This is a genomic window from Corynebacterium sp. HMSC067D03 (assembly GCF_001811185.1).
GTDB lineage: Bacteria > Actinomycetota > Actinomycetes > Mycobacteriales > Mycobacteriaceae > Corynebacterium > Corynebacterium coyleae.
Window position 1 is genome coordinate 127,007 of the sequence record NZ_KV803844.1, and the last position, 22,562, is coordinate 149,568.

20 protein-coding genes are annotated in these 22,562 nt (G+C 64.3%); 12 read left to right on the forward strand and 8 right to left on the reverse strand.

The window, feature by feature from the left end:
• The first annotated feature begins 147 nt into the window (after positions 1 to 147).
• Positions 148 to 2,061, forward strand: a complete 1,914-nt coding sequence (locus HMPREF2785_RS11165; protein WP_246821257.1) for an N-acetylmuramoyl-L-alanine amidase — start codon at positions 148 to 150, stop codon at positions 2,059 to 2,061.
• An 18-nt stretch (positions 2,062 to 2,079) separates the two neighbouring features.
• Here HMPREF2785_RS11165 and glpK read toward each other — a convergent pair whose 3' ends face one another.
• Positions 2,080 to 3,540 (reverse strand): glycerol kinase GlpK, encoded by a 1,461-nt coding sequence (gene glpK, locus HMPREF2785_RS11170; RefSeq protein ID WP_070453315.1) that lies wholly within the window; start codon positions 3,538 to 3,540, stop codon positions 2,080 to 2,082.
• A gap of 354 nt (positions 3,541 to 3,894) precedes the next feature.
• Between glpK and HMPREF2785_RS11175 the strand changes: the two genes are divergently transcribed.
• Positions 3,895 to 4,776, forward strand: coding sequence for a hypothetical protein (locus tag HMPREF2785_RS11175; protein WP_141750698.1), 882 nt, complete (start codon positions 3,895 to 3,897; stop codon positions 4,774 to 4,776).
• Between the two features lie 74 nt (positions 4,777 to 4,850).
• Positions 4,851 to 5,312, forward strand: coding sequence for a hypothetical protein (locus HMPREF2785_RS11180; RefSeq protein WP_070615607.1), 462 nt, complete (start codon positions 4,851 to 4,853; stop codon positions 5,310 to 5,312).
• On the opposite strand, the gene HMPREF2785_RS11185 is transcribed toward HMPREF2785_RS11180, so the two are convergent.
• The 3 genes from HMPREF2785_RS11185 to serS are packed head-to-tail and all read right to left on the reverse strand — an operon-like array spanning position 5,309 to position 8,228.
• Entirely contained in the window at positions 5,309 to 6,148 is an 840-nt protein-coding gene (locus HMPREF2785_RS11185; RefSeq protein ID WP_070615609.1) for a Cof-type HAD-IIB family hydrolase, read from the reverse strand. The genes HMPREF2785_RS11180 and HMPREF2785_RS11185 overlap by 4 nt on opposite strands.
• Positions 6,145 to 6,975, reverse strand: a complete 831-nt coding sequence (locus tag HMPREF2785_RS11190; protein WP_070615612.1) for a lysophospholipid acyltransferase family protein — start codon at positions 6,973 to 6,975, stop codon at positions 6,145 to 6,147. Before HMPREF2785_RS11190 ends, HMPREF2785_RS11185 begins: the two co-directional genes overlap by 4 nt.
• On the reverse strand, positions 6,975 to 8,228 hold the full coding sequence (gene serS, locus HMPREF2785_RS11195) for a serine--tRNA ligase (RefSeq protein WP_070615615.1): 1,254 nt from the start codon (positions 8,226 to 8,228) through the stop codon (positions 6,975 to 6,977). The genes HMPREF2785_RS11190 and serS overlap by 1 nt, the downstream gene beginning before the upstream one ends.
• A gap of 80 nt (positions 8,229 to 8,308) precedes the next feature.
• On the opposite strand from serS, the gene HMPREF2785_RS11200 reads away from it, so the two are divergent.
• The 3 genes from HMPREF2785_RS11200 to HMPREF2785_RS11210 are packed head-to-tail and all read left to right on the forward strand — an operon-like array spanning position 8,309 to position 10,524.
• Entirely contained in the window at positions 8,309 to 9,037 is a 729-nt protein-coding gene (locus tag HMPREF2785_RS11200; protein ID WP_070483168.1) for a GntR family transcriptional regulator, read from the forward strand.
• Positions 9,038 to 9,046: 9 nt separating this feature from the next.
• Positions 9,047 to 10,174 carry a septum formation family protein gene (locus HMPREF2785_RS11205; RefSeq protein WP_070615618.1) on the forward strand — a complete coding sequence of 376 codons (1,128 nt, stop codon included), beginning with the start codon at positions 9,047 to 9,049 and terminating at the stop codon, positions 10,172 to 10,174.
• Between the two features lie 2 nt (positions 10,175 to 10,176).
• On the forward strand, positions 10,177 to 10,524 hold the full coding sequence (locus HMPREF2785_RS11210; RefSeq protein ID WP_070422663.1) for a metallopeptidase family protein: 348 nt from the start codon (positions 10,177 to 10,179) through the stop codon (positions 10,522 to 10,524).
• Here the strand turns inward: HMPREF2785_RS11210 and pheA are convergent.
• Both pheA and HMPREF2785_RS11220 read right to left on the reverse strand, forming a co-directional pair.
• Positions 10,521 to 11,345: a prephenate dehydratase gene (gene pheA / locus HMPREF2785_RS11215; protein ID WP_070615621.1), complete on the reverse strand. Its 825-nt coding sequence runs from the start codon at positions 11,343 to 11,345 to the stop codon at positions 10,521 to 10,523. The two genes, HMPREF2785_RS11210 and pheA, sit on opposite strands and share 4 nt — an antisense overlap.
• A complete protein-coding gene (locus HMPREF2785_RS11220; RefSeq protein WP_070615624.1) occupies positions 11,346 to 12,269 on the reverse strand; it encodes a DUF2891 family protein in 924 nt (307 codons plus the stop codon).
• A gap of 17 nt (positions 12,270 to 12,286) precedes the next feature.
• On the opposite strand from HMPREF2785_RS11220, the gene HMPREF2785_RS11225 reads away from it, so the two are divergent.
• Positions 12,287 to 12,994: a CPBP family intramembrane glutamic endopeptidase gene (locus HMPREF2785_RS11225; protein ID WP_070615626.1), complete on the forward strand. Its 708-nt coding sequence runs from the start codon at positions 12,287 to 12,289 to the stop codon at positions 12,992 to 12,994.
• 31 nt (positions 12,995 to 13,025) lie between these two features.
• Positions 13,026 to 14,354, forward strand: a complete 1,329-nt coding sequence (locus HMPREF2785_RS11230) for an LCP family protein (RefSeq protein ID WP_083308981.1) — start codon at positions 13,026 to 13,028, stop codon at positions 14,352 to 14,354.
• 333 nt (positions 14,355 to 14,687) lie between these two features.
• Here HMPREF2785_RS11230 and HMPREF2785_RS11235 read toward each other — a convergent pair whose 3' ends face one another.
• Complete coding sequence (locus HMPREF2785_RS11235; protein ID WP_083308982.1) at positions 14,688 to 16,271, reverse strand: alanine/glycine:cation symporter family protein; 1,584 nt, start codon at positions 16,269 to 16,271, stop codon at positions 14,688 to 14,690.
• A 187-nt stretch (positions 16,272 to 16,458) separates the two neighbouring features.
• Between HMPREF2785_RS11235 and HMPREF2785_RS11240 the strand changes: the two genes are divergently transcribed.
• Positions 16,459 to 17,901: a YjiH family protein gene (locus HMPREF2785_RS11240; RefSeq protein ID WP_083308983.1), complete on the forward strand. Its 1,443-nt coding sequence runs from the start codon at positions 16,459 to 16,461 to the stop codon at positions 17,899 to 17,901.
• 11 nt (positions 17,902 to 17,912) lie between these two features.
• Here HMPREF2785_RS11240 and hutG read toward each other — a convergent pair whose 3' ends face one another.
• Complete coding sequence (gene hutG, locus HMPREF2785_RS11245) at positions 17,913 to 18,866, reverse strand: formimidoylglutamase (protein WP_070615629.1); 954 nt, start codon at positions 18,864 to 18,866, stop codon at positions 17,913 to 17,915.
• Between the two features lie 37 nt (positions 18,867 to 18,903).
• Between hutG and HMPREF2785_RS11250 the strand changes: the two genes are divergently transcribed.
• From HMPREF2785_RS11250 to HMPREF2785_RS11260, 3 genes are all read left to right on the forward strand, one after another.
• The gene (locus HMPREF2785_RS11250; protein ID WP_070615631.1) at positions 18,904 to 19,638 is read left to right on the forward strand and encodes an IclR family transcriptional regulator; all 735 of its coding nucleotides are present in this window, start codon (positions 18,904 to 18,906) and stop codon (positions 19,636 to 19,638) included.
• A 32-nt stretch (positions 19,639 to 19,670) separates the two neighbouring features.
• On the forward strand, positions 19,671 to 21,218 hold the full coding sequence (gene hutH, locus HMPREF2785_RS11255; RefSeq protein WP_070615634.1) for a histidine ammonia-lyase: 1,548 nt from the start codon (positions 19,671 to 19,673) through the stop codon (positions 21,216 to 21,218).
• Positions 21,219 to 21,394: 176 nt separating this feature from the next.
• Entirely contained in the window at positions 21,395 to 22,561 is a 1,167-nt protein-coding gene (locus HMPREF2785_RS11260; RefSeq protein ID WP_070422648.1) for an acyl-CoA dehydrogenase family protein, read from the forward strand.
• Position 22,562: the final 1 nt, after the last annotated feature.

Here is a 22,562-nt window from a genome sequence, read left to right on the forward strand (position 1 = left end):
GTCTATTTTCGCACAGTTGCTTATCGACGACACCACGCCGCGACACGCCACAAAAGCCTCAAGTCTTTCTTGAGACTTTAAATTGCACTACACTGCGTTCCAGTCACAATTGCCACTATTTTCACAAGAAGTGTCAGGAGTTTTACCGTGCAACAACGCCGTAGTCTTCAGGGCGGTGCGGTCCGACCACGCCGGGCCGTAGTCCTGCCTGCCGTGGTGTCCGTTCTCCTCGTGGTGGCTCTCGTCGCTACGCAAGTGTTCAGCGGCAACCGCATCCTCCACGTCCAATCCCTCGGCGCCGGCGCACCCGAGGTGTACACCGCGTCCGAGTCCTTCGCGTCCGGCGCGAACATCACTGTCGACGACGCCGCCATCCGCACCCAAGGCGGCGAAGAAGGCGAAGTACGCCGCGTGGTCAAGGAGTTCACCAACGACCGCGAGTTCTCTCTCGTCGGCCTGACCTGGACCGGCGACCGCGACATCGCCGCCTTCGTCCGCTCCCAGCAGGCCGACGGCACCTGGTCCGAATGGTTCGAAATGGACCCAATCGACCCGCCGAAGGGCAGCGACAAGTTCGGTACCGAACCGATCTTCGTGGGCAAAACCAAGCGCGTCCAGGTCTCCACCGGCGGCGTTGACCTTCTCGACGGCGGCCGCACCGACTCCGGCGCACCCACCACCGCCAAGGACCTCAACGCTGTCTTCCTCGACGGCGGCGAAGGCCAAACCCAAGGCGGCATCAACCCGGTCGCGGACTCCTACACCTGGGGCATGCCCAAGGTGATCACCCGCGCACAGTGGGGTGCAGGCTCCAGCCAGGCCCCGTACTACTCCGAACCAACCACCGCAGCGACCGTGCACCACACCGCAGGCTCCAACAACTACACCGAGGCCCAGGCACCGGGCATCGTCCGCGGTATCTGGACCTACCACGCCCGCAACCTGGGCTGGGGTGACATTGGCTACCACGCGCTCGTGGATAAGTACGGCAACATCTACGAAGGCCGCGCAGGCGGCATGGACCGCGGACCGCAAGGCGCACACGTCGGCGGATTCAACCAAAACACCTGGGGCGTCTCCATGCTTGGCGATTACCAAAGCGCCCAGCCCACCACCGCAGCACTGCGCGCCATGGGCGAAATCATCGGCTGGAAGGCAGCCGTCGCCGACTTCAACCCAATGGGCTACAGCTACCACCAGGCAGAATTCAGCTTCAAGGGCTCCAAGTACTCGGCTGGCCAGGGTGCATCGTTTAGCAACATCAACGCTCACCGTGACTTCCACTACAGCACCTGCCCAGGCGACAACCTGTACTCCAAACTGCCCATGATCCGCGCCACCGCCGCAGCGAAGTACCGCACGCTCAAGGCCGGCAACCGCGCAGGCCTGGGCAACCGCGGCACCGAGTCGACCGCTGTCACCACCACGGCGCAGTCCCCGGCATTGCCAGGCGACACGGTGAACCCCACGGATCCGACCGGCAACACCGGCAATCAGGGCAGCACCGGCAACAACGCCACAGGCGTTCTCACCGGCCTGACCTCCGGCGACCCGATCGCCATCGCCACCGCGGCCGGCACCGTCATCGGCGCAATCCTGCTGTTCCTGGCTGCACGCGACATGCTCCCCGGCGTCAGCGAACGCCAGGGGGTGGAGGTCTTCCAGGGCCTCAACCTCGCACAGGTCTCGGAGTTGGCCCAAAAGATTGGCCCGGCCGTCGGCCCAGCGCTCAACGCCTTCGGTGCCACCGAGGCCGCCGCCGTCTGGACCGCGCTCGAGCCCACCCTGGGCAAACTCATCGCAGGCGTTGGCGGACCGACCGGCCCGGCGATCACCTTCTACTCCAACGGCATCGCCGCGCGTAATGACCAGGGCGAGATCATCGCGCTCGTCGGCAAGATTGCGGAGGCCTGGCTGCAGCAAGGCCTCGACGCAGGCCCACTCGGCATGCCGATCACCCGCGAGTACTACCCGACCAGCGACGTCGTCCGCGTCGACTTCGAAGGCGGCTCCATCACCTACAACCCGGTCACCAACGCGGTGGACATCTCCACCCGCTAGGCCCTCGCAGGCTCAGGCCTAGACAAGATCCAAACTGCGCTCCACCGCGTCTTCCCACGCGGTAACCAGCCGGTCCCGTTCGGGGCCGGCCATTTCGCTTTCCCAGGTGGTGGAGGTGCCGAGGGATAAGGGTTCGTCGATAAGCGAAATGCCCATCGCCGCCGCCGACGCCGCCCCCATCACCGTCGTCTCCGTATTCGCGGGTCGCTCCACCGTCACGCCCAGGATGTCGGCCTGCATCTGCATCAACAGGTTGTTCTCCGTCATGCCGCCATCGACCTTCAGCGTCGTCGGGTCGCCGCCCATCGCACACACCACCTCGCGCGCCTGCAGGCACGTCGCCTCCAGCGCAGCCCGAGCAATGTGCCGCTTATCGACGAACCGCGTCAACCCCACAATCACACCCCGCGCATCCGGACGCCACCGGGGTGCGAACAGACCGGAGAACGCGGGCACGATCACCACTCCCCCACTGTCTTCGACCTGCTCCGCGAGGGTTTCCGATTCTGCGGCGGTGCTCAGGATGCCGAGCTGGTCGCGCAGCCACTGAATCAACGACCCGCCCACGGCCACCGAGCCCTCCTGCGCGTACACCGGCGGCTGGCCCTGCACCTGGTAGGCGACGGTGGTCAGCAGGCCACGGTCGCTGAACTTCGGCTCGGCACCCGTGTTGAGCAGCATGAACAGGCCGGTGCCGTACGTCATCTTCGCGTCGTTCTCATGCAGGCCGCCTTGGCCGAACAGCGCGGCCTGCTGGTCGCCGAGCACGCCCGTGATCGGCACACCCGCCAGCGGACCCCGCGGACGGATCTTGCCAAAGTTTCCGACGGACGGCCGGATCTCGGGAAGGATTCGGGGTGGGATGCGGAGGTCGTCGCAAAGTTGCTTGTCCCAGTCGAGGGTCTCCAAATCCATGAGCAGCGTGCGCGACGCGTTGGTCACATCCGTCAGATGCAACGCCTTGTCCTTGTCCTTCGCCCCGCCCGTGAGGTTCCAGATCAGCCACGTATCCATCGTGCCCGCCAGGAGTTCGCCCTTTTCGGCGCGCTCGCGAGCGCCTTCGACATTGTCCAGAATCCACGCCCACTTCGGCGCCGCAGGATACGAATTGTGCAAAAGCCCGGTCTTACTCAGGTACTTCGTGGCGTCCCCGTTGTGGTTCGTGCGGGTGTCCTGCCACACGATCGCGTTGTAGATCGGCTTGCCGGTTGCTTTGTCCCAAATCACGGCAGTCTCGCGCTGGTTGGTCAGCCCGAGAGCGTAAATGTCCTGCTCAGCGATGTCCTTGTCAGCAAGTGCTTCGCTGAGCGCCCGGCGTGTGTTACGCCAGATCTCCATCGGGTCGTGCTCCACCCACCCCTTGCGCGGCATGATCTGCTCGTGCTCAAACTGCGCCTGGGTGATGACCTTCCCGTCCGTGCGCGTGATGCACACACGTGTCGACGTCGTACCCTGGTCAATCGCCGCAATCAAAGCCATGCGCGTGATTCTACGGTGGGCGGTGGTGCCGGTTGGGTTGTTGTGGCGCTTTCTGGCTCGTTTCCGGTGCTTTCCTGGCGCTTTCTGGCTCGTTTCCACTGCTTATCGTCTAGCTTCCGCTGATCGTCTAGCTGCATTTTTGTCGAACCAGACGATCAGCTAATTACTGAAAACCGTGTTCATCATCACCTGGGGAAATACCGGGTCCTCCCCGAGGCCGTCTAGCTGGATTCGATGCGGAGCTAGACGATGAGCCGAACTAGACGATCAGCGCACCCCGGTTCCCTCAAAATGCACAATATATTGCGCAAAGACCCCCTTTACAGCGCAGCAGTCGGGTGCAATATTGCCTACATGGGGGATTTACAGAAGAAACGCGAAGCAGAACTCGAACTCATTCAAGACGTCGCAGCAAAGTCCAGATCTGCAGTAATCACAGGTCCAGCTGCGGCCAGGTGGCTAGGACTCTCGACATACAACTGGGTCACCACAGTCGACCTCGCACTACCAGGAGAAACGAGGCCGTGGAAGCGCGGCGATGCCCATCGCATCTACAGAAGTGGAATCCTCACCGACCAGGAGTACCTCGTACACAAGGGGGTTCGCACGGCGACGGCGATCAGGGCGATGTTCGACTCGTTCAGGTACCACGGGCGCACTGAAGCGCTGGTGCAGATCGAGTCGGCGAGGTGGAAGCACCGCCACCTGACCACGGAATACCTGCTGGATAAAACGGAAACGCTGCCGAAAGCACGCGGAATCGCGGGGTTCCGAAAACTCATCGAACACGCGACGGATACGTCAGCGAGTGTGTTGGAGACGATTGTGCGCGACGCAATCCTGCGTGCGATCGCAGACGGAACGCTTACCGGGGTGGTCACGCTCGAGTTCCAGGTTGGCCTGCGTATTCGGGAACGTGACGGCCGCCCGATGATGGCCTGGGCGGACATACTGATCAACGGGTTTCTCGTTGTGGAGGCAGACGGTCTCGAGAAGACGAGCGGGGTGATGGGAGATGCAGCGAGCATGCTTCGCGACGAACGCGAGCGCGAAACCCAGCTTCAAAACCAGGGCGCAGTTGTCAGGCGGGTGAGGTGGGACCGTGCAACGTCCACCGAGTTCATCGCGTCGCTGCAGACTGTGATCGACAGCAGCCCCGGCGTGAGGGAGTTGCCGAATCGGGTGGACGTGAACTATCGCGACTGGTTGGAGGAGTTAGAACAACGCGCGGCATAATCTGCTCGTGCTCAAACCGCGCACGCCACCGCCTATGTATGCTCTACGTCACACTCATAACCTAGGAGGACACTATGTGGTTTGACGGATATCTACGGCAATTCGGAAACCGGCTGGAGGACTTCCTTTCAGTAGCAGTCCCCGAAGCGCTCGCAGAATTGACGCCTTCCCAACGGGAGCAAGTTACCAATGGCGTAGACGAGTTTCCCTTTGAAATCGTGCTCGAAATTCTCAACGCTAAACACAGCCATGAAGACACCGTCTCCCGCATCCTGGCCATAACCGGAACATGGATGAATGCCGCATCAGGGAGCCAGTGGACTGTTGGTCCTTTCAGCAGCACTGCTTACTCTGAGCGAGTAGGTGTAGGTGTTAGGTGGGGCGAGCTCGCATTTTCACCGTTGTTAGGTATCTCGGAGAACCTTGTCGATACATTTCCCACCTGGCCGGGCGTACTCATGGAATTTGCTCGCATGCAAGAGGACGATCGCGACTATTTCCGCCAGAGAATGCAGGAAATCCTCGAAGAGACCTAGTACCAGCGCTCGAGGACGGCGGCCACGCCGTGTTCGTCGTTGGTGGCGGTGACGTGGTCGGCGGCGTCTTTGAGTTCGGGTTTGGCGTTAGCCATGGCCACGCCGGTGCCCGCCCACTGGAGCATCTCCAGGTCGTTGGGCATGTCGCCGAACGCGATTGTCTCGGCGGCGGTGAGGCCGTAGCGGTCGGCGAGGAATTGGGCGCCGGTGGCTTTGTTGGCGCCGGGTCGGGAGATTTCGATGAGGCCTTCGTCCATGGAGTAGGTGACGTGGGCGGTGGTGTCGTCGATAAGCGGTGCGATGATGTCGTACATCTCGGCGGAGGTCATGTCGGGGCAGCGGACCAGCAGTTTCGCGGCGGGCACCTCGATGAGCGTTTGCTTATCGACGACACCAAACCGACTATCCCACGCATCCGGGTTGTACTCCGGCGTGATCAGGAAGCATTCGTCCTCCGGGTCGAGGGCGGAGGAGCCGACGCGTTCGACGCCGTAGCCGTGGTAAACGTCGGCAAGCGCCCGTTCGACGTCGTGGAGGATTTCGCCCATGGTGTCGGGGGTAAGTTCATGGGCATGGAGGACGCGGTCCTCGGTGGGGTCGTAGACCACTGCGCCGTTGGCGCACACGCACACGGGTGCGACCGGGAGCTGCTCGAGCACCGGGATGAGCCAGCGGTGGGGACGGCCGGTGGCCAGGCCGAAGTGAGCGCCGCTGGAAATCGCACGGGACACCACGTTGCGCAGGCGCGGGGTGACGCGGCCGGCGGAGGTGATGAAGGTGCCGTCGATGTCAGAGATGATCAGGCGGGGTGCGGTTTCCGGCAGCGAGGTGGTCATGGTTTCCGCCCCTTCTTCGCGGCTTTCGCGGCGCGTTCTTCGGCGTGGATCCGGTCGGCCTCCTCAATGGTGGGTGCGGTGCCGCCGAGGGAGGCGGGCATCCAGGGCTCACCTGTGCCGGGGCCGGCGAGTGCGGTGTATTCGGTGCGGGATTCGTCGAGAAGCAATTGCATCTGGCGTTTGAGTTCCGCGGTGTCGGCCTCGGCGTCACCGGTGAGTTCGACGGGTGCGCCGTAGCGGACGATGACCGGCACATTGCGGAAGTGTTTCGGCAGGTCCTTGGTCCAAATACGTTGCGATCCCCAGATCACGCACGGGATGAGCGGCACACCGGCCTGATGGGCGATGCGTGCGGCGCCGGTTTTGAAACTGGCAAGTTCGAACGAGCGGGAGATGGTCGCTTCCGGGAAGATGCCCACCAGGTTGCCGCTGCGAAGTCGCTCCACGGCGGGCGCGATGGCGGTGCTGCCGTGGGCGCGGTTGACCGGCACGTGATGCATCTTGCGCAGCAGACGCCCGAGGACGGGTACGTCGAAGACTTCCTGTTTGGCCATGAAGCGCACGAGGCGCTCGCCGCGCAGGTAGGGGCCGGTGCCCATGAGGATGAAGTCGGCGTAACCGGTGTGGTTACCGGCGATAAGCGCGCCGCCCTCGGTGGGGACGTGTTCGGCGCCGATGACGGTCACGTCGATGTTCAACGCCCGCATCGCGCGCCGCAGCGTACCCACGAGGCCCTGGTAGAACCGCTCCACCGCCTCCGTACGGTGGGCAGGGCTTCCAGTAAAGCGTTGCGGGACGTTGAATCCGCGGTAGGCGCGCAGTTTCATTAGGGCGTGAGCACTTCCTTGCCAACCCACGGACGCAGTGCCTCAGGCACGCGCACGGATCCGTCGGCCTGCTGGTTGTTCTCCAGGATGGCGACGAGCCAGCGGGTGGTGGCCAGGGTGCCGTTGAGGGTTGCGGCGGTCTGGGTCTTGCCGTCGGCGTCGCGGTAACGCGTCTGCAGGCGACGGGCCTGGAAGGTGGTGCAGTTCGAGGTAGACGTCAGTTCGCGGTAGGTGTTTTGCGACGGCACCCACGCCTCCGTATCAAACTTGCGGGCAGCAGAGGAGCCCAGGTCGCCGGCGGCGACGTCGATGATGCGGTACGGCACCTCAACTGCGGCGAGCATGTCGCGCTCCAGGCCGAGAAGCTTCTGGTGCATCTCCTCTGCGTCTTCCGGCTTGCAGTAAGCAAACATTTCGAGTTTGTCGAACTGGTGGACGCGCAGAATGCCCTTGGTGTCCTTGCCGTAGGAGCCGGCCTCGCGGCGGAAGCAGGAGGACCAGCCGGCGTAGAGCAGCGGGCCATCGGACAGGTCGATGATCTCGTCCTGGTGCAGGCCGGCGAGTGCGACCTCGGAGGTGCCGACGAGGTACATATCGTCGCGCTCCAGGTAGTAAATCTCCTCGTCGTGCGCGTCGAGGAAGCCCGTGCCCTGCATGATGTCCGGGCGTACCAGCACCGGCGGGATCATGAGCTTGAAGCCAGCCTCGCGGGCCTTCTGAGCTGCGAGCATGAGCATGCCCAGCTGCATCCAGGCGCCGTCGCCGGTGAGGTAGTAGAAGCGCGCGCCGCCGACCTTGGTGCCGCGCTTCATGTCGATCAGGCCGAGCGGCTCGGCGAGGTCCAGGTGGTCCTTGACCTCAAAGTCGAACTCGGGGACCTCGCCGACGTGCTCGAGGACCACGAAATCCTCTTCGCCGCCAGCCGGGGCGCCCTCGATGACGTTGGCGATGGAGTACTGCAGCTTCTCCAGCTTCTCCTGCGCCTCAGCCTCCGCAGCCTCAGCTTCCTTCACGCGGGCCTTGAGCTCGTTAGAGCCCTCCAGCAGCGCTGGGCGGTCCTCCGGGGCTGCCTGGCCAATCTTTTTACCGAACGCTTTCTGCTCGGCGCGCAGCTCATCTGCTGCTTGGATCGCAGAGCGTCGGGCTTCGTCGGCGGCCAATAGCTCGTCGACAAGCGCTGGGTCCTCTCCGCGAGCTCGCTGGGACTCGCGGACTGCTTCGGGGTTTTCGCGCACACGCTTCAGATCAATCACAGTTGCATACCTTACCTTGTTCCCCGACGCGCGTACGCCGATCCGCTATCCGGTCATAACCAGTGCGCTATGGTGGCCTTATGCCCACCCGCATCACTGACGGCCCCGTGCCCAAGCATGAGCAGCTGCGCGCGATTATCGACGAGCTGATCTCCACCGAGCTCTCCCCCGGCGACCCCCTGCCTGGCGAGCGGGCATTAGAAGAGGCCTACGGCGTGTCCCGCATCACGGTGCGCCGCGCGATCGGAGATCTTGTGTCCGCGGGCCGTTTGCGCAGGGTGCGGGGCAAAGGCACGTTTGTGGCGCCTGCCCCGCTGGTGAGCCGTCTGCACCTGGCGAGTTTTTCGGACGAGATGCGGGCGCAGCGGGTGGAGGCGTCGTCGAGAATCTTGCTCTCTGAGCGCACCACCCCGCCGGATGCAGTGGCCACATTCTTTGGCACCCCGCCGACCACTGAGCACATCCGCCTGCGGCGCTTAAGGCTTGGCGACGGCGAACCGTACGCCGTCGACGACGCCTGGTACAACTCCATCCTCGTGCCTGACCTGCTGGAAAACGACGTCTACCACTCCGTGTACACCCTGCTGGAAAACGAATACGGGCTGGGCATCACAGAAGCGGAGCAGACCGTCACCGCCGTCACGGCCGGCCCCGACAACGCACCGCTTCTCGACGTCACCCCGGACACCGCCCTGCTCCACATCCTGCGCTACGCCCGCAGTGGCGGCAGCAACGTGGAGTACTGCTCCTCGGTGTACCGCACGGACCGCTACCGGCTGACTACACGGGTCGCCCGCGAAGTGGAATAATGGTGCGCCATGGCTTCGAAACAGACCGCGCTGCGCGCCTTCCTCATCGCCACCCTGGCGGGCACGGTGGGCGCCGGCACCTACGGACTGACCGCCGATAGTTCCGGCTCCGCGAACCCGGCGGACGGCTCGTCTACCTCGAGTTCTGTTGCGGAGGCGGCGTCGTTCACCACCGCCGACGCCGGCTCGTGTTTGACGTGGCAGGTTGCCGAAGATGGCACCCATACCAACTTTGAGCAGGCGGATTGCGCCGGCGAGCACCGCTTCGAGGTTGCCGCGCGCGAGGACCTGGCCACCTACCCCACCTCTGAGTTCGGGCCCGAGGCGCCGCTGCCGAACCAGACCCGCCAGGCCCAACTGCGCGAGGAGCTCTGCGGCGCGGCGACCCTGCGCTACCTGGACGGTAAGTACGACCCGAACGGACGTTTCTCCATCGCCCCGATCCTGCCGCCAGCCGACGCGTGGCAAAACGGGGACCGCACCATGCTGTGCGGCCTGCAAGAAACCGACAGCAACGGCGAGCCGGTGCTCACCTCCGGCAAGGTTGCGGATGCGGACCAGGCCCGCGTGTTCGACGCCGGCGAGTGCGTGGCCATCGATGCCGCCAACTCCCTGTCCGTGGTGCCGTGCGACAAGCCGCACCAGCTGGAGATCACCAGCCGCGTCAACCTGGCGAAGCACTTCGCGGACCACACCCCCTCCGTCGAGGAGCAGGACAAGTACCTCGGCGACGTGTGCACCCAGGCCGCGCAGGATTACCTGGGCAGCGAGGAGGCGCTCTACCAGATTGCGCTGCGCCCGTTCTGGACCTCGCAAACCCCGGCCGCCTGGGAGGGCGGTTCCCGCAGCGCCAATTGTGCGTTGATGTTCTCGCGCCCGGAGGGCCAGTTTGCCAACCTCACCGGCTCTGCAACGCAGGGCCGCGAGCATTTGCTTATCGACGACGCCCCGCCACCCGCACGCCCCGAACGCCGCCCGTTACGCTCTGAGCAGCAGGCGAACCAGTCGCAGGCTCCAGCCCCTGAGGCTCCAGCCCCGGCTCCGGGTGCCGAGGCGCCTGCGCCGGAAGCGCCTGCCCCCGAAGCGCCTGCGCCCGAAGCGCCTGCGCCTGCACCTGAGGCTCCGGTGCAGTTCTGATGATGGCCCCGGTCAGCGACGAACTGTTCGAGGAGATGATCAACGACGCGTTGGACACCATCCCGGACCGCTTCGCCGAACACATGCAGAACATGGTGATTTTGGCCCGCGACTTCAACCCCGACGACCCAACACTGCTCGGGCTTTTCGAGGGCGTGCCGCTGACCGAGCAGCACTCCAACCACTCCGGGTTCCTTCCCGATGCGGTGTTCATCTACAAAAACGCACTCGAAGCCATCTGCACTGACGAGGAGCAGTTGCGCCACGAGGTGAAGGTGACCGTCCTGCACGAGGTCGGCCACTACTTCGGGTTAGAGGAGCACGAGCTGCACGCGCTCGGCTGGGGCTAGGCCTTCGGCCAGCTACCGAGCATGCGTATCTGCGTCGCCTGCTCCCCCACGGCGGCAATCGCCTGGGCGATGGGCTCGTCGTCAATATGGCCCACCAGATCGACGAAGAAGTTGTACGTGTTGGGCTCTTTGCGGGTCGGGCGTGACTCGATGCGCGACATGTCCACCCCGCGCACCGCGAATTCCTGCAGCGCGCCGACCAGGGTGCCTGGTTTGTTGGGGGTGCGGAAGACGATGGCGGTGCGGTCGTTGCCTGTTGCGGCAGGTACCTTGCCTTGCTTACCGACGAGCACAAACCGAGTCCGCGCCGTCTCCATATCCGCCACCCCACGGGCGTGGACGTCCAGGCCCAACAGGTCCGCGGCGCGCTCGGGCGCGGCCGCCACGTCCGCCTCGCCGTCCGCGACCATCTTCGCCGCGGCCGCGTTCGAGGACGCCGGGACGAACTCCACGCCCGGCGCGTGCTCACCAACCCAGCGTTTGACCTGGCTGTACGCCACCGGATGGGTGGCCAAGCGGCGGGCGCTGCCCAGTGTTTCGCCCGCGCGTGTCATGATGGCGAACGCGATGGACAGTTCCGTCTCGGCGTAGATCTGCACGCCGGGGGTGTCGACGAGCGCGTCCGCGGTGGTGGTCACCGCGCCGTCGACCGAGTTCTCAATCGCGCACACCGCCCAATCGGTCTTGCCTTCCGCGACCGCTTTGAGCGCCGCCGCAGGCGAGTCAACCGGGACGAACTCGGCTTGGCCTGTGGAGTCGAAGCGGCGCGCCGCCTCCTCGGTGAAGGTGCCCTCGGGCCCGAGATACGCAATTCGTGTCATTTACTTCTCCTGTGCTGTTTCTTCAGCGAGTAGCGCGTAGGTGATCAGCCAGTGTGTGGCCATGAAGTTGGTGCCGGTGAGGTGGGGCACGGTGGCGTCGATAAGCATTTGCGTGCCCTCTGGCCTACCGATGACCCGCAGCAACCACGCCCGCATCAACATCAACCCGAGCAGATGGGCCTGCTGGCCGTCCTCGGGGTCGTTGACCTGGAGCGGGGTGGCGTAGAACTCCAGCGCACCCGGAGTGAAGAAGCAGTCTAGCCAGGCGGGGAAATCCTCGCCGAGTACGCGCTGCATCAGGGCTGCCTGCGCCAGCCCGTTGGGGACGAAGTCGTGGCCGGACAGTTCCCAGGTGTGCGGGTAGGCGTGGTCGTTGTGGAACCAGGCGCGGGCGGTGTCGTCGCAAAGCAAGCGGAGCTTGTGGAGGCCGAGTGCGTCGGCGGCGTCGATGATCAGCAGCAAAGCGAGCGCCGAGTTGCTATGCACGCCGTGGCGCACCGGCAACTGCTGAGTGCCAAGCCAGGCGGTGATGTTCTCCTCCAGTTGGCGGGCCAGCGGCGCCATCGCGGCCTCCCACGGGGTGCCACGCGTGACCTTGCACAACTGCAGCGCCCACGCCCAGCCATACGGCCGCTCGTACAGCGGGTGCTCGCGCAGGTAGGCAGCCTCGGCGGCGATGTTGTCGGCGGTCAGGCGCTGGTTGAGCAGGTCGGTGAGCGAGGGGTCGTCGACTAGCTTGTGCAACTTCACCCCGCTGGCCAGCATGTGCACGCACGAATGCCAGTCGAAAGACCCCCAAAACGCCGGGTGCAGGCGGCGCGGGGTGACATCCGTGTCGGCCGGCCCGAGGCTCGCGTGGTGCATCGCCGCCGGATACTCCCGGCCGACGACCTCGACGACGGTGCGCGCCCACATTTCGTGCATGGCGCTAAAGTTACCGCATGCAACGGCGTCTGAAGATAGAGATCCTGCTGGTCCTCGCCGTCACATTCGGCACCGCGGGCCTGCGCGCAGCCCTGCGCCTGATCGACTCGCTGCTCAAAGCCCCGCTCAACCAACAAACCACCACAATTTACGACGCCACCTCCACCATCCCGTGGCTCGACCTCGCCCTCCAGGCATGCTCGGCGCTGACCCTGTTCGCGTGGGGTGGACTCGCATGGTTTCTTCTCGACGACCGAGCGCAACCACCCCGCCTACCCCACCTCCCCGACCTCGCCCGCGGTGTCGGATTCGCCGCCCTGATCGGCCTGCCCGGGCTCGCGTTCTACGTCACCGCCGTGCACCTCGGCCTGTCCAAAGTTGTCGTACCGACCACCGAGGCCGTGCAGATCCCGACCTCCCTGCTGTGGTCGTTGGCCAACGGCTTCGGCGAAGAGGTCGTCGTGGTGATGTACCTGGTCACCCGCCTGCGCCAACTCGGCTGGAAGCCCTGGCAGTTCATCGCCGCCTCCGCCGTGCTGCGCGGGTCCTACCACCTGTATCAGGGCATCTCGGCAGGCCTGGGCAACATCGTCATGGGCGTGGTGTTCGCCTGGTACTTCCACAAAACCGGGCGCATCTGGCCGCTGATCATCGCCCACTTCCTCATCGACGCCGTGGCGTTTATCGCCTACCCGCTCCTCGACCTGTCGTGGCTCGGAATCTAACCACACGCGTCACACTGGTTACACTGTTTTTATGTCAACGACGCCCCACTCCAACGACCCCCGCGACAACGCGGGCGAGTTCGTCCTGGGCAAAGACGGAAAACCCATCGTCGACCGCTACGGCCGGCCCGTCCGCCGCCGGCCCTCGCAGTCTGCGCGGCCTGCGGATTCCCGTGCTGAGCGGCCCGCACGGCCCGCCGAGCGACCCCCGCGCCGCGACGAGTGGCGCCGGGAAGAACGCCGCGTCGAACCCGGCCACACCGTGTTCGAGCCACGCCCCGCCTACGAGCCACGCCGCGCGCCCCAGTACCCTCCGCGCGAGCCTGCCCGTCCGGCGCAGTACCGGCCCGGACAGCGCCCAGCGCAGGGCCAGTACAGGCCCGCGCAGCGTCAGGCACCCCGTGATGAACGGCCGATGCCGCTGCAGGTGTCCAAGAGGAGGGAAAGGTCGGCGGGGCGTCGTCGTCAAGCAAAACGCCCTGGATGCGGCAGCATCATCGCCCTCATCATCGTGATCGCGCTCGCGTCCGTCCTCCTTACCGACGCCCGCCTCAACCGCGTCGCCGCACTCCCCGACGAACAAATCGGCAATACAGCCGGCACCAACTGGCTCCTCGTCGGCTCCGACTCACGCACGGGCCTGAGCGAACGCGACGTCGAACGGCTCGGCACCGGAGGCGACATCGGCTCCACACGCACCGACACCATCATGCTGCTCCACCTGCCGCTGCGCGGCAAAGCAACCCTGATGTCTATCCCGCGCGACTCCTACCTGCCAGTTCCCGGATACGGCTACGACAAGATCAACGCCGCGTTCGCACTCGGCGGGCCCGAACTCTTAGTGCAGACCGTGGAGCAAAACACTGGGCTACACATCGACCGCTACGCCGAAATCGGCATGGGCGGCATCGCCGGCGTTGTCGACGCCGTCGGAGGCGTGGAAATCTGCGTTGCCGAACCTATCGACGACCCCCTCGCCAACCTGTTCGTCGAGCCCGGCTGCCAAAAGATGGACGGCCCCACCGCACTCGGCTACGTACGCACCCGCGCTACCGCCCAAGGCGACCTCGACCGCGTCGTCCGCCAACGCGAATTCCTCAGCGCATTGACCTCACGAGTGTTCTCACCTGCGGTGTTCCTCAACCCGTTCCGTGTTGGACGCCTGCTATGGGTCGCGCCAACCCTGCTCACCGTCGGTTCCGGCGACCACGTTTGGAACCTCGCCCGCATCGCCTTCGCTATGCGCGGCGGCCTTGACACCGAGACCGTGCCCATCGGCGGCTTCGACGACACCGAAGTGGGCAACGTGGTGCTCTGGGACGACGAGGCAGCCGAAGCCCTGTTCGCCCGGCTGCGGTAGCGGCTGGTTGGCAGGCTGGCTGGTTGCGCCGGTGGGCTGGTTGGTGCCTTCACCGACCTTCCCCTCCCACACATGGTGAGAACACAACGGTGAAGACGCGTAAAAACTCGCAAGCTCTCCATTGCGTTCTCACCATCTGTGGCGGTGGGGTCGGTGGGGCGGCGTCGCAAAGCTAAACGGCGCCTCCTACACGGTGCATTTCGTCGAAAATCAGCGAAATGAGCTGTGTTGGATGTACCGTTTGGGACCGGCACCCAACCGAACCACCCCGCCACGCACGAAAAAGCCGGCCGCCGGGCGCAAACCCGGAGACCGGCTTAGAGCAGTAAGCGCTTACTGCTCGTCTGGTCGCACGACCGTCGAGCCAGAGCCAGCACCAGCAGCACCTGCGGTGCCCTCAACGCCGGGCCACTTGCCAGCGGCGATGAGCTCGTTCTTGCGCTCAACCCAGAAGTCGGCGTTCTTGATGCCGAGGGCCTCGGGGTCGAAGTGCGGATCGATACCGGCCTTCTTCTGGCGGCGGTAGTCCCACAGACACTTGAGGGCCGGGACCTGCAGGAAGAGGATGGCGACGATGTTGAGCCATGCGGTTGCGCCCACGCCGATGTCGCCGAGTGCCCACGCGTTGCCCGGGGTAGTGGTTGCGCCGATGAACACGGCAGCGATGATCAGGACGCGCAGAGCCCAGATGATGGCCTTGCGGGCGCCTTCGTTCTTTACCCAGCGGTTGAGGTAGACGGAGTTGGTTTCTGCCATGTAGTAGTACGCCAGCACGGTGGTGAAGGCGAAGAACATGATGGCCAGCGCGATGAAGGATGGGCCGAGGCCGGCGGAGAAGGAGTTCAGGCCTTCTTGGACGAAGCCGGGGCCGACGGGCACGCCGTCGGGAAGCGAGCCGTCGTAGACTACGGCGCCGTCTTCGGACTGGCCTTCGAACACCTTGTACATGTCGGTGGAGATGATGATGAAGGCGGTTGCGGAGCAGACGAAGAGGGTGTCGATGTAGACGGCGAAGGACTGGACGAAGCCCTGCTTGGCGGGGTGGGAGACTTCGGCGGCGGCTGCGGACTGCGGGCCGGTGCCTTGGCCTGCTTCGTTGGAGTAGATGCCGCGTTTGACGCCCCACATGATGGCTGCGCCGAGCATGCCGGAGAATGCTGCTTCCTTGTCAAAGGCGGAGCGGAAGATGATGCCGAAGACTTCGGGGATGTCGGAGGCGTTGGCGAAGAGGACGACGATGGCGATGATGATGTAGATGGCGGCCATGAACGGGACGACCATGGATGCGAAGTTCGCGATGCGCTTCACGCCGCCGATGATGATGAAGGCGAGGAGGATCGCCATGACGGCTGCGGAGATCTTGACGTCGATGCCCCATGCGTTGTCCACGGCTGCGGCTACGCCGTTGGCCTGGATGCCGGGGAGGAAGTAGGAGGTTGCCAGCAGCATGCAGATTGCGAAGATGATGGCGTAGACCAGCATGAATGGTGCGGCGGTGGTGTGCTTGTAGGCCTTTTCGATGTAGTAGGCCGGGCCACCACGGTATTCGCCGGTGTCGCGGTCGGTTTCCTTGTAGATCTGGGCGAGGCAGCACTCGATGAACGAGGTTGCGGAGCCGAGTAGGGCGACGAGCCACATCCAGAAGACTGCGCCGGGGCCACCGAAGGCGATGGCGGTGGCGACGCCGGCGATGTTGCCGACGCCGACACGGCCGGCCAGGGAGATCATCAGGGATTGGAACGAGGAGATGCCTTCCTCGGACTTTTCGCCGGATTTGAGTTGGCGGATCATGTCCGGCAGGCAACGGATCTGCAGGAACAGGGTGACGAGTGTGAAGTATGCGCCTGCGCCGAGGCACAGGAATACCAACCAGTTGGACCAAATGAGGCCATTGAGGGTGGCGATGAACCCTTCCATGGCGCCCTCCTTTTGTTTGTGTGCTGGGGTTTTCTTGAACGTCGCTTCAAGTAACTAGAGAATCTAGACCATTACTTTGTGCCGTGTGTCACTTTTTGTGTAAAAATTATTCTTCAGCACCAAAAATATTCGGCCCCAATTGTTGGGCAGACGTTGCGGACGCCGCTGCAGTACTGAAAGGATGTTTATGGAACCCGCTGGTAAGCGCACGAATCGCTTGCGTAAGTACTCGCCTGCTTGGCCGGTCAAGGATTTGCCCGCAAGTTCGCATGTGCTTGACGACGACTCCACGTCCCCGGCTGATACCAATCCCGACGCCACCCCCGATGCGGATGTGAAAGCGAAGGCGGTGTGGCGTTTCTTTGTGTACAGCGCCATCGGCATTTTTGCGTTCTTCGTGCCGTTTTCGGTAAATGGTTCGAAGTCGACGATCCTGCTGGATCACATCGTCACGTGGATCACGACGACCCTCGGCGAGGGCACCCGTTTCCTGGCGCTGGCGGCGATCATCGCTGGCACGATCTACCAGTTCGTCTCCGGTCGCTGGAAAGAGGACTACGCGCGCATGGCGTTTGCGGCACTGTCTGTGCTGGCGATTGTGCTGTGCGCGATGCTGACGTTTGGGTTCGGCCCGGAGTGGTTGTTCAATCCGGATATTGGCCCGTTCATCTTGGATAAGTTGGTGATCTCGGTCGGCCTGCTGATTCCGGTCGGCGCGATCTTCTTGGGTTTGCTGGTGGGCTTTGGCCTGATGGAGTTCATTGGCGTGATGGTGCAGCCGATCATGCGCCCGGTGTTCCGCACTCCGGGCAAGTCTGCGGTGGATGCGGTGGCGTCATTCCTTGGTTCCTACTCGCTGGGCCTGTTGATCACGGATCGTATGTATAAGAACGGCAGCTATAACGGGCGTGAGGCGTCGATTGTTGCTGCAGGTTTTTCTACGGTGTCGGCCACGTTTATGGTGATCGTCGCTAAGACGCTCGACATCATGGAGCACTGGATCGCGTACTTCTTCATCGCCTTCATCATCACGTTTATCGTGACGGCGATTACGGTGCGCATCCCTCCGATTTCGCGCATTCCGGAGGATTATTACCCGGGGGCGACGCCGCATCCGGAGAAGGAGATCACCGGTAACCGTTTCAAGGCGGCGTGGCGTGAGGCGAAGGTTGAGCTCAACCGTGCGGATTCGTTGGGCAAGGTGTTGTGGTCGAATTTCCGCGACGGTTTGGTCATGGCGGTGCAGGTCACGCCGGGCATCATGTCGGTTGGCGTGATTGGCCTGGTGCTGGCGACGTACACCCCGGTGTTCAAGGCCGTTGGCGTGGTGTTCTATCCGGTGGTGTGGTTGCTGCGTCTGCCGGATCCGTGGGCAACGTCGGGTGCGCTGGCGACCGGCTTGGCGGAGATGTTCCTGCCGGCCACGCTGACGGCGGGTTCGGATGACATGGTGTTGAAGTTCACCATTGCTGTGGTGTGCGTGAGCCAGATTTTCTTCTTCTCGGCGATGGTGCCGGCGGTGTTGGCGACGGACATTCCGCTGAACATCGTGAAGATGGTCATCATTTGGTTCATCCGCGTGGTGCTCACCGTGATCATTACGGTGCCCGTCGCCCACCTGCTGTTCTAAGGGGCTTTTGCTTAGCGACGACGCCCTGCCGCCGCCGTTACCGCATCGTCGATAAGCCGCGCCGCGGCTTTGGCGGTGCGGTTATCTACGTCGTAGTCGGGGTTGAGTTCCACAACGTCGAGCAGTGCGACCCGGCCGGTGGCGGCGACGGCGGCGACCATGGCGCGCAATTTCGCGTAGTCCACGCCGAAGCCCGCGGGGGCGGACACGCCCGGCGCGACGGCGGCGGGCAGTACGTCGAGGTCGATGGAGAGGTGGATCGGCAGATCACCGTCGACGGAGGCGAGGGCGCGGTAGACGGCTTCGCGCATCGACATTTCAGCAAGTTCGGTGTCCAGCACGGTGGTCACACCGAGGTCGTCGGCGGTGTCGAAGAGCACCTTGGTGTTGTTGGGCTGGGAGATGCCGAAGACGGAGTAGTCGAAGTCGCTGCCCGCTAGGTCGGCGATCTGGCGGAAGGGTGTGCCGGAGGTGGGTCGGCTGGCGGTGCGCAGGTCGAAGTGGGCGTCGAAGTTGATGATGTGCATCGGGCCGATGGCCTCGTAGGCGCCGCGGTGGGTGGCAAAGGAGGTTTCGTGTCCGCCGCCAAGCACGACGGTCATGCCGTCTGCGCCTTGCGCGGTGACGAGGTCATACACCTTGTCGGAAAGGGTCCGTTGCGCGGTTTCGAGGTCGTCGTTTTGGGTGGTGACGGTGCCGGCGTCGATAAGCGTGCGCTCGTCGTGAATAGCGAGGGAGCCGAGTGCGGCGCGCAACGCGTCGGGGCCCTGGGCGGCGCCTTGGCGGCCGCCGTTGCGCTCAACGCCTTCGTCGGAGGCAAAGCCGATGAGGTGCACGGCTCCTTCGTGCGGTTCGGCGTTGGTGGAGACCTCGCTGTGCCAGCGGGCGTGCTCGGCGCCGGGGCCGTCGTCGCGGCCGGTCCAGTCGGGTGCGGGTGCGAAAAGTGGTGCTGTGACTGTATTCATGCCACACGAGCCTAGCGTCGGGGCATACTGAGAGGCGATGAATAAGCCCCAGGTTCCCGCTGCGCACAATGTGCTGCGCATCCTGTCGCTGCTGTCCACTACAGATGCGCCGATTTCTGCGACCCGTATTCAACGCGAGTTGGAGCTGCCCCGTTCGACGACGTACCACTTGCTGCGCGAGTTGGAGGATTCCGGCTTTGTGGTGCACTTGAAAAACCCGGGCACGTACGGGTTGGGGTTGGCGGCGTACCGGATGTCGCAGGCGTACACCACGCAGCAGCCGCTGGTGCGGCTCGCGACGAAGCCTCTCGCCCGTATTGCTGCGTTTGCTGGGGGTTCGGCTCACCTGACGCGCCTGGCCGGGTCGGAGATTGTGTACCTGCACGAGGTGCGTGCTCCGGGGGCGGTGTCGTTGGTGACGGAGGTTGGTGTGCGTTTGCCGGCGTTGGCTACGGCGTCGGGTCGCATCATGCTCGCGTATTTGCCGGACGCGGAGTTGCGCGCGGTGTTCACGTCGTCCGGCGAGCGTCGTCGGTACAGCGAGGTCAAAGCGCAGCTTATCGACGTCCGCGAGCACGGCTGGGAAAGCGAATGCGAGGAAGTCTCGCGCGGGCAGGAGTCCGTGGCGGTTGCGGTGCTGGACCATCTGGAGCGACCGGCGGCGGCGCTTGCGGCGACGTTCCCGGTGGGAAGTGCCGACAAGCAGGAGCTTCTCGGAGCGCTGACGGATGCTTCGGCCCGCTTGCGTACGCAGTTTTTTGGTAATCGTTGAGCACTACACCGGTGTGATCTAGCATCGCACGCATGACAACTATTACCCCCGTCACAGTAGGCATCGGCGCGCTGTCCGTTGAGGACGTCGTCGCCGTCGCGCGCTACGGCGCAAACGTTGAGATCGATCCGGCGGCGCTCGAGGAAATCGCCGCTACCCGTGAGCGCATCGAGGAGCTCGCTGCGGACCCGACCCCGGTCTACGGCGTCTCCACTGGCTTTGGCGCCCTGGCCACGAAGCACATCCCGGAAGATATGCGCGCGCAGCTGCAGGTATCGCTGGTGCGCTCCCACGCCGCGGGCTCCGGCCCGGAGGTGGAAAAAGAAGTCATTCGCGCGCTGATGCTGCTGCGCCTGTCCACGCTGTGCACGGGCCGCACGGGTGTGCGCCCGGTGGTGGCGGAGACCTACGCCGCCGCGCTGAACGCTGGGATCACGCCGGTGGTGCGCGAGTTCGGTTCGCTGGGCTGCTCCGGCGACCTGGCGCCGCTGGCCCACTGCGCCCTGGCCCTGCTGGGCGAGGGCGAGGTCCGCGTCAAGGGTGGCGAAATCGTTCCGGCCGCTGACGCCCTTGCCCAGGCCGGCATCGAGCCGTTGGTTCTGCGCGAAAAGGAAGGCTTGGCGCTGATCAACGGCACCGATGGCATGCTCGGCATGCTGTGCCTGGCCATCGCGGACCTGCGCGAGGCGGCCAAGGTTTCGGACATCGCAACCGCGATGAGCGTGGAGGGTCTCAACGGCACGCTGTCTGTTTTCGACGACGACCTGCAGCAGCTGCGCCCACACCCGGGCCAGGCGGATGCCGCGTACAACATCCGCACCATTGCGGCAGATTCGCCGATTCTGACAGCTGCGCTCGAGGGCTTCAAGGCTAACGACGTGCAGGATGCGTACTCGATCCGTTGCACCCCGCAGGTCGCCGGCGGTTTCCGCGACACACTGACGTACGTGACCACGGTGGCGGACCGCGAGCTCGCCGCCGCGAACGACAACCCGGTGGTGGCCAAGGACGGCCGTGTCGCCTCGAACGGCAACTTCCATGGCGCACCAGTTGCGTACGTGTTGGACTTTTTGGCGATTGTGGTGGCAGATTTGGCGTCGATTAGCGAGCGCCGCACGGACCGCTTCCTCGACCCGGCGCGCAACCGCGGCCTCAACGCATTCCTCGCGGGCGACCCGGGCGTGGATTCCGGCCACATGATCGCCCAGTACACGCAGGCAGGCATTGTCGGCGAGCTCAAGCGCAACGCGGTGCCGGCGTCTGCGGATTCGATCCCGTCGTCCGCGATGCAGGAGGACCACGTTTCCATGGGCTGGTCGGCGGGCCGCAAGCTGCGCCGCAGCATCGATGGCCTGCAGCGCGTGCTCGCAGTGGAGATCCTCACCGCCGCGCGTGCGCTGGACATGCGCGAGGGTGAGCCGTCCGTCGGCACCGGTGCAGCTCTGGCCACGCTGCGTAAGCATGTGGAGGGCCCGGGCACCGATCGTTTCCTGGCCCCGGAGATTGAGCATTCCGTGCATTTGGTCAAGGGCGGCGATTACGTCACGGCCGTTGAGGCGGTTGTGGGCACACTTCGCTAAACCGCACTACTCAACGGGCGGCGCCGCAGCATCGGCGCCGCCCGTTTTCTATTACGCATCACCAATAGTCTGGGAACCCAGACAACTGGCGACACTGCCCCCTTTCTTACCACGGGAAACTTCATACACTGTCGCCTACATCATTAACCCCCGCAGATTGTGATTGGAGTCTCACCATGGCTGGCCGGTACCCGAATGGCGATTTCTACGACTTTGAAAGCGAACTGTCCACGGAGGAAAAGGACATCCTCTACAACGTCCGCGATTGGGCAAAGGAGAAGGTGCTTCCGATCGCGGTGGACTATTGGAACCGTTCGGAGTTCCCGCACGAGCTGCTGCCGTCGATTGGCGAGCTCAACATCATCAGCCTCGTGCGCGGCCAGGGTCGCTCCCGCCTGCTGGCCGGCCTCGTCGCGGCGGAGATTCACCGCGCCGACGGTTCCGTAGGCACGTTTTTCTCCGGCCAGGACGGCCTGTTCACCGGCAGCATCGAGCTGCTCGGCTCGGAGGAGCAGAAGGAGCGCTGGCTGCCGGACCTCTACGCCGTGCGCAAGACAGGCGTGCTTGCGATCACGGAGCCGGAGGCCGGCTCCGACGTCGCCCAGGGCATGCGCACCACCGCCACTAAGGTGGATGGCGGCTGGATCCTCAACGGCGCGAAGCGTTGGATCGGCAACGCCACCTTCTCCGACTACGTCGCCGTCTACGCCCGCGACCCGGAGGATGAGCAGGTCAAGGGCTTCATCGTGGACACCACCTCCGAGGGCTACACGGCCACGCTGATGGAAAACCGCATTGCCATCCGCGCGGTGCAAAACGCCGACATCACCCTGGACAACGTGTTTGTTCCGGACAGCGACAAGCTCGAGGGGGCGAACTCGTTCAAGGACATCAACAAGGTGTTCAAGAGTGCACGTTCCACGGTGGGTTGGCAGGCCGTCGGTACGCAGATGGGCGCGCTCGACGTGGCACTCGGCTACGCGGATGAGCGCATCCAGTTTGGCAAGAAGATCTCCTCGTTCCAGCTCAACCAGAACAAGCTGGCCACCATGCAGGGCAACCTCGTTGCCTCCGAGTCGATGATGGCCCAGTTGGCCCGCATGGAGGATCGCGGTTCCGCGAACAACGAGCAGTCCGCGCTGGCCAAGGCGTTCACCTCGAAGCTCATGCGTGAGACGGTCGCGCTCGGCCGCGAGATCCTCGGCGGCAACGGCCTGATCTCGGATTACCGCATGGCGAAGATCTTCAACGATGCCGAGGCGATCTACTCCTACGAGGGCACCTACGACATCAACCAGCTCATCGTCGGTCGTTCCATCACGGGCGAATCGGCCTTCGTCTAGT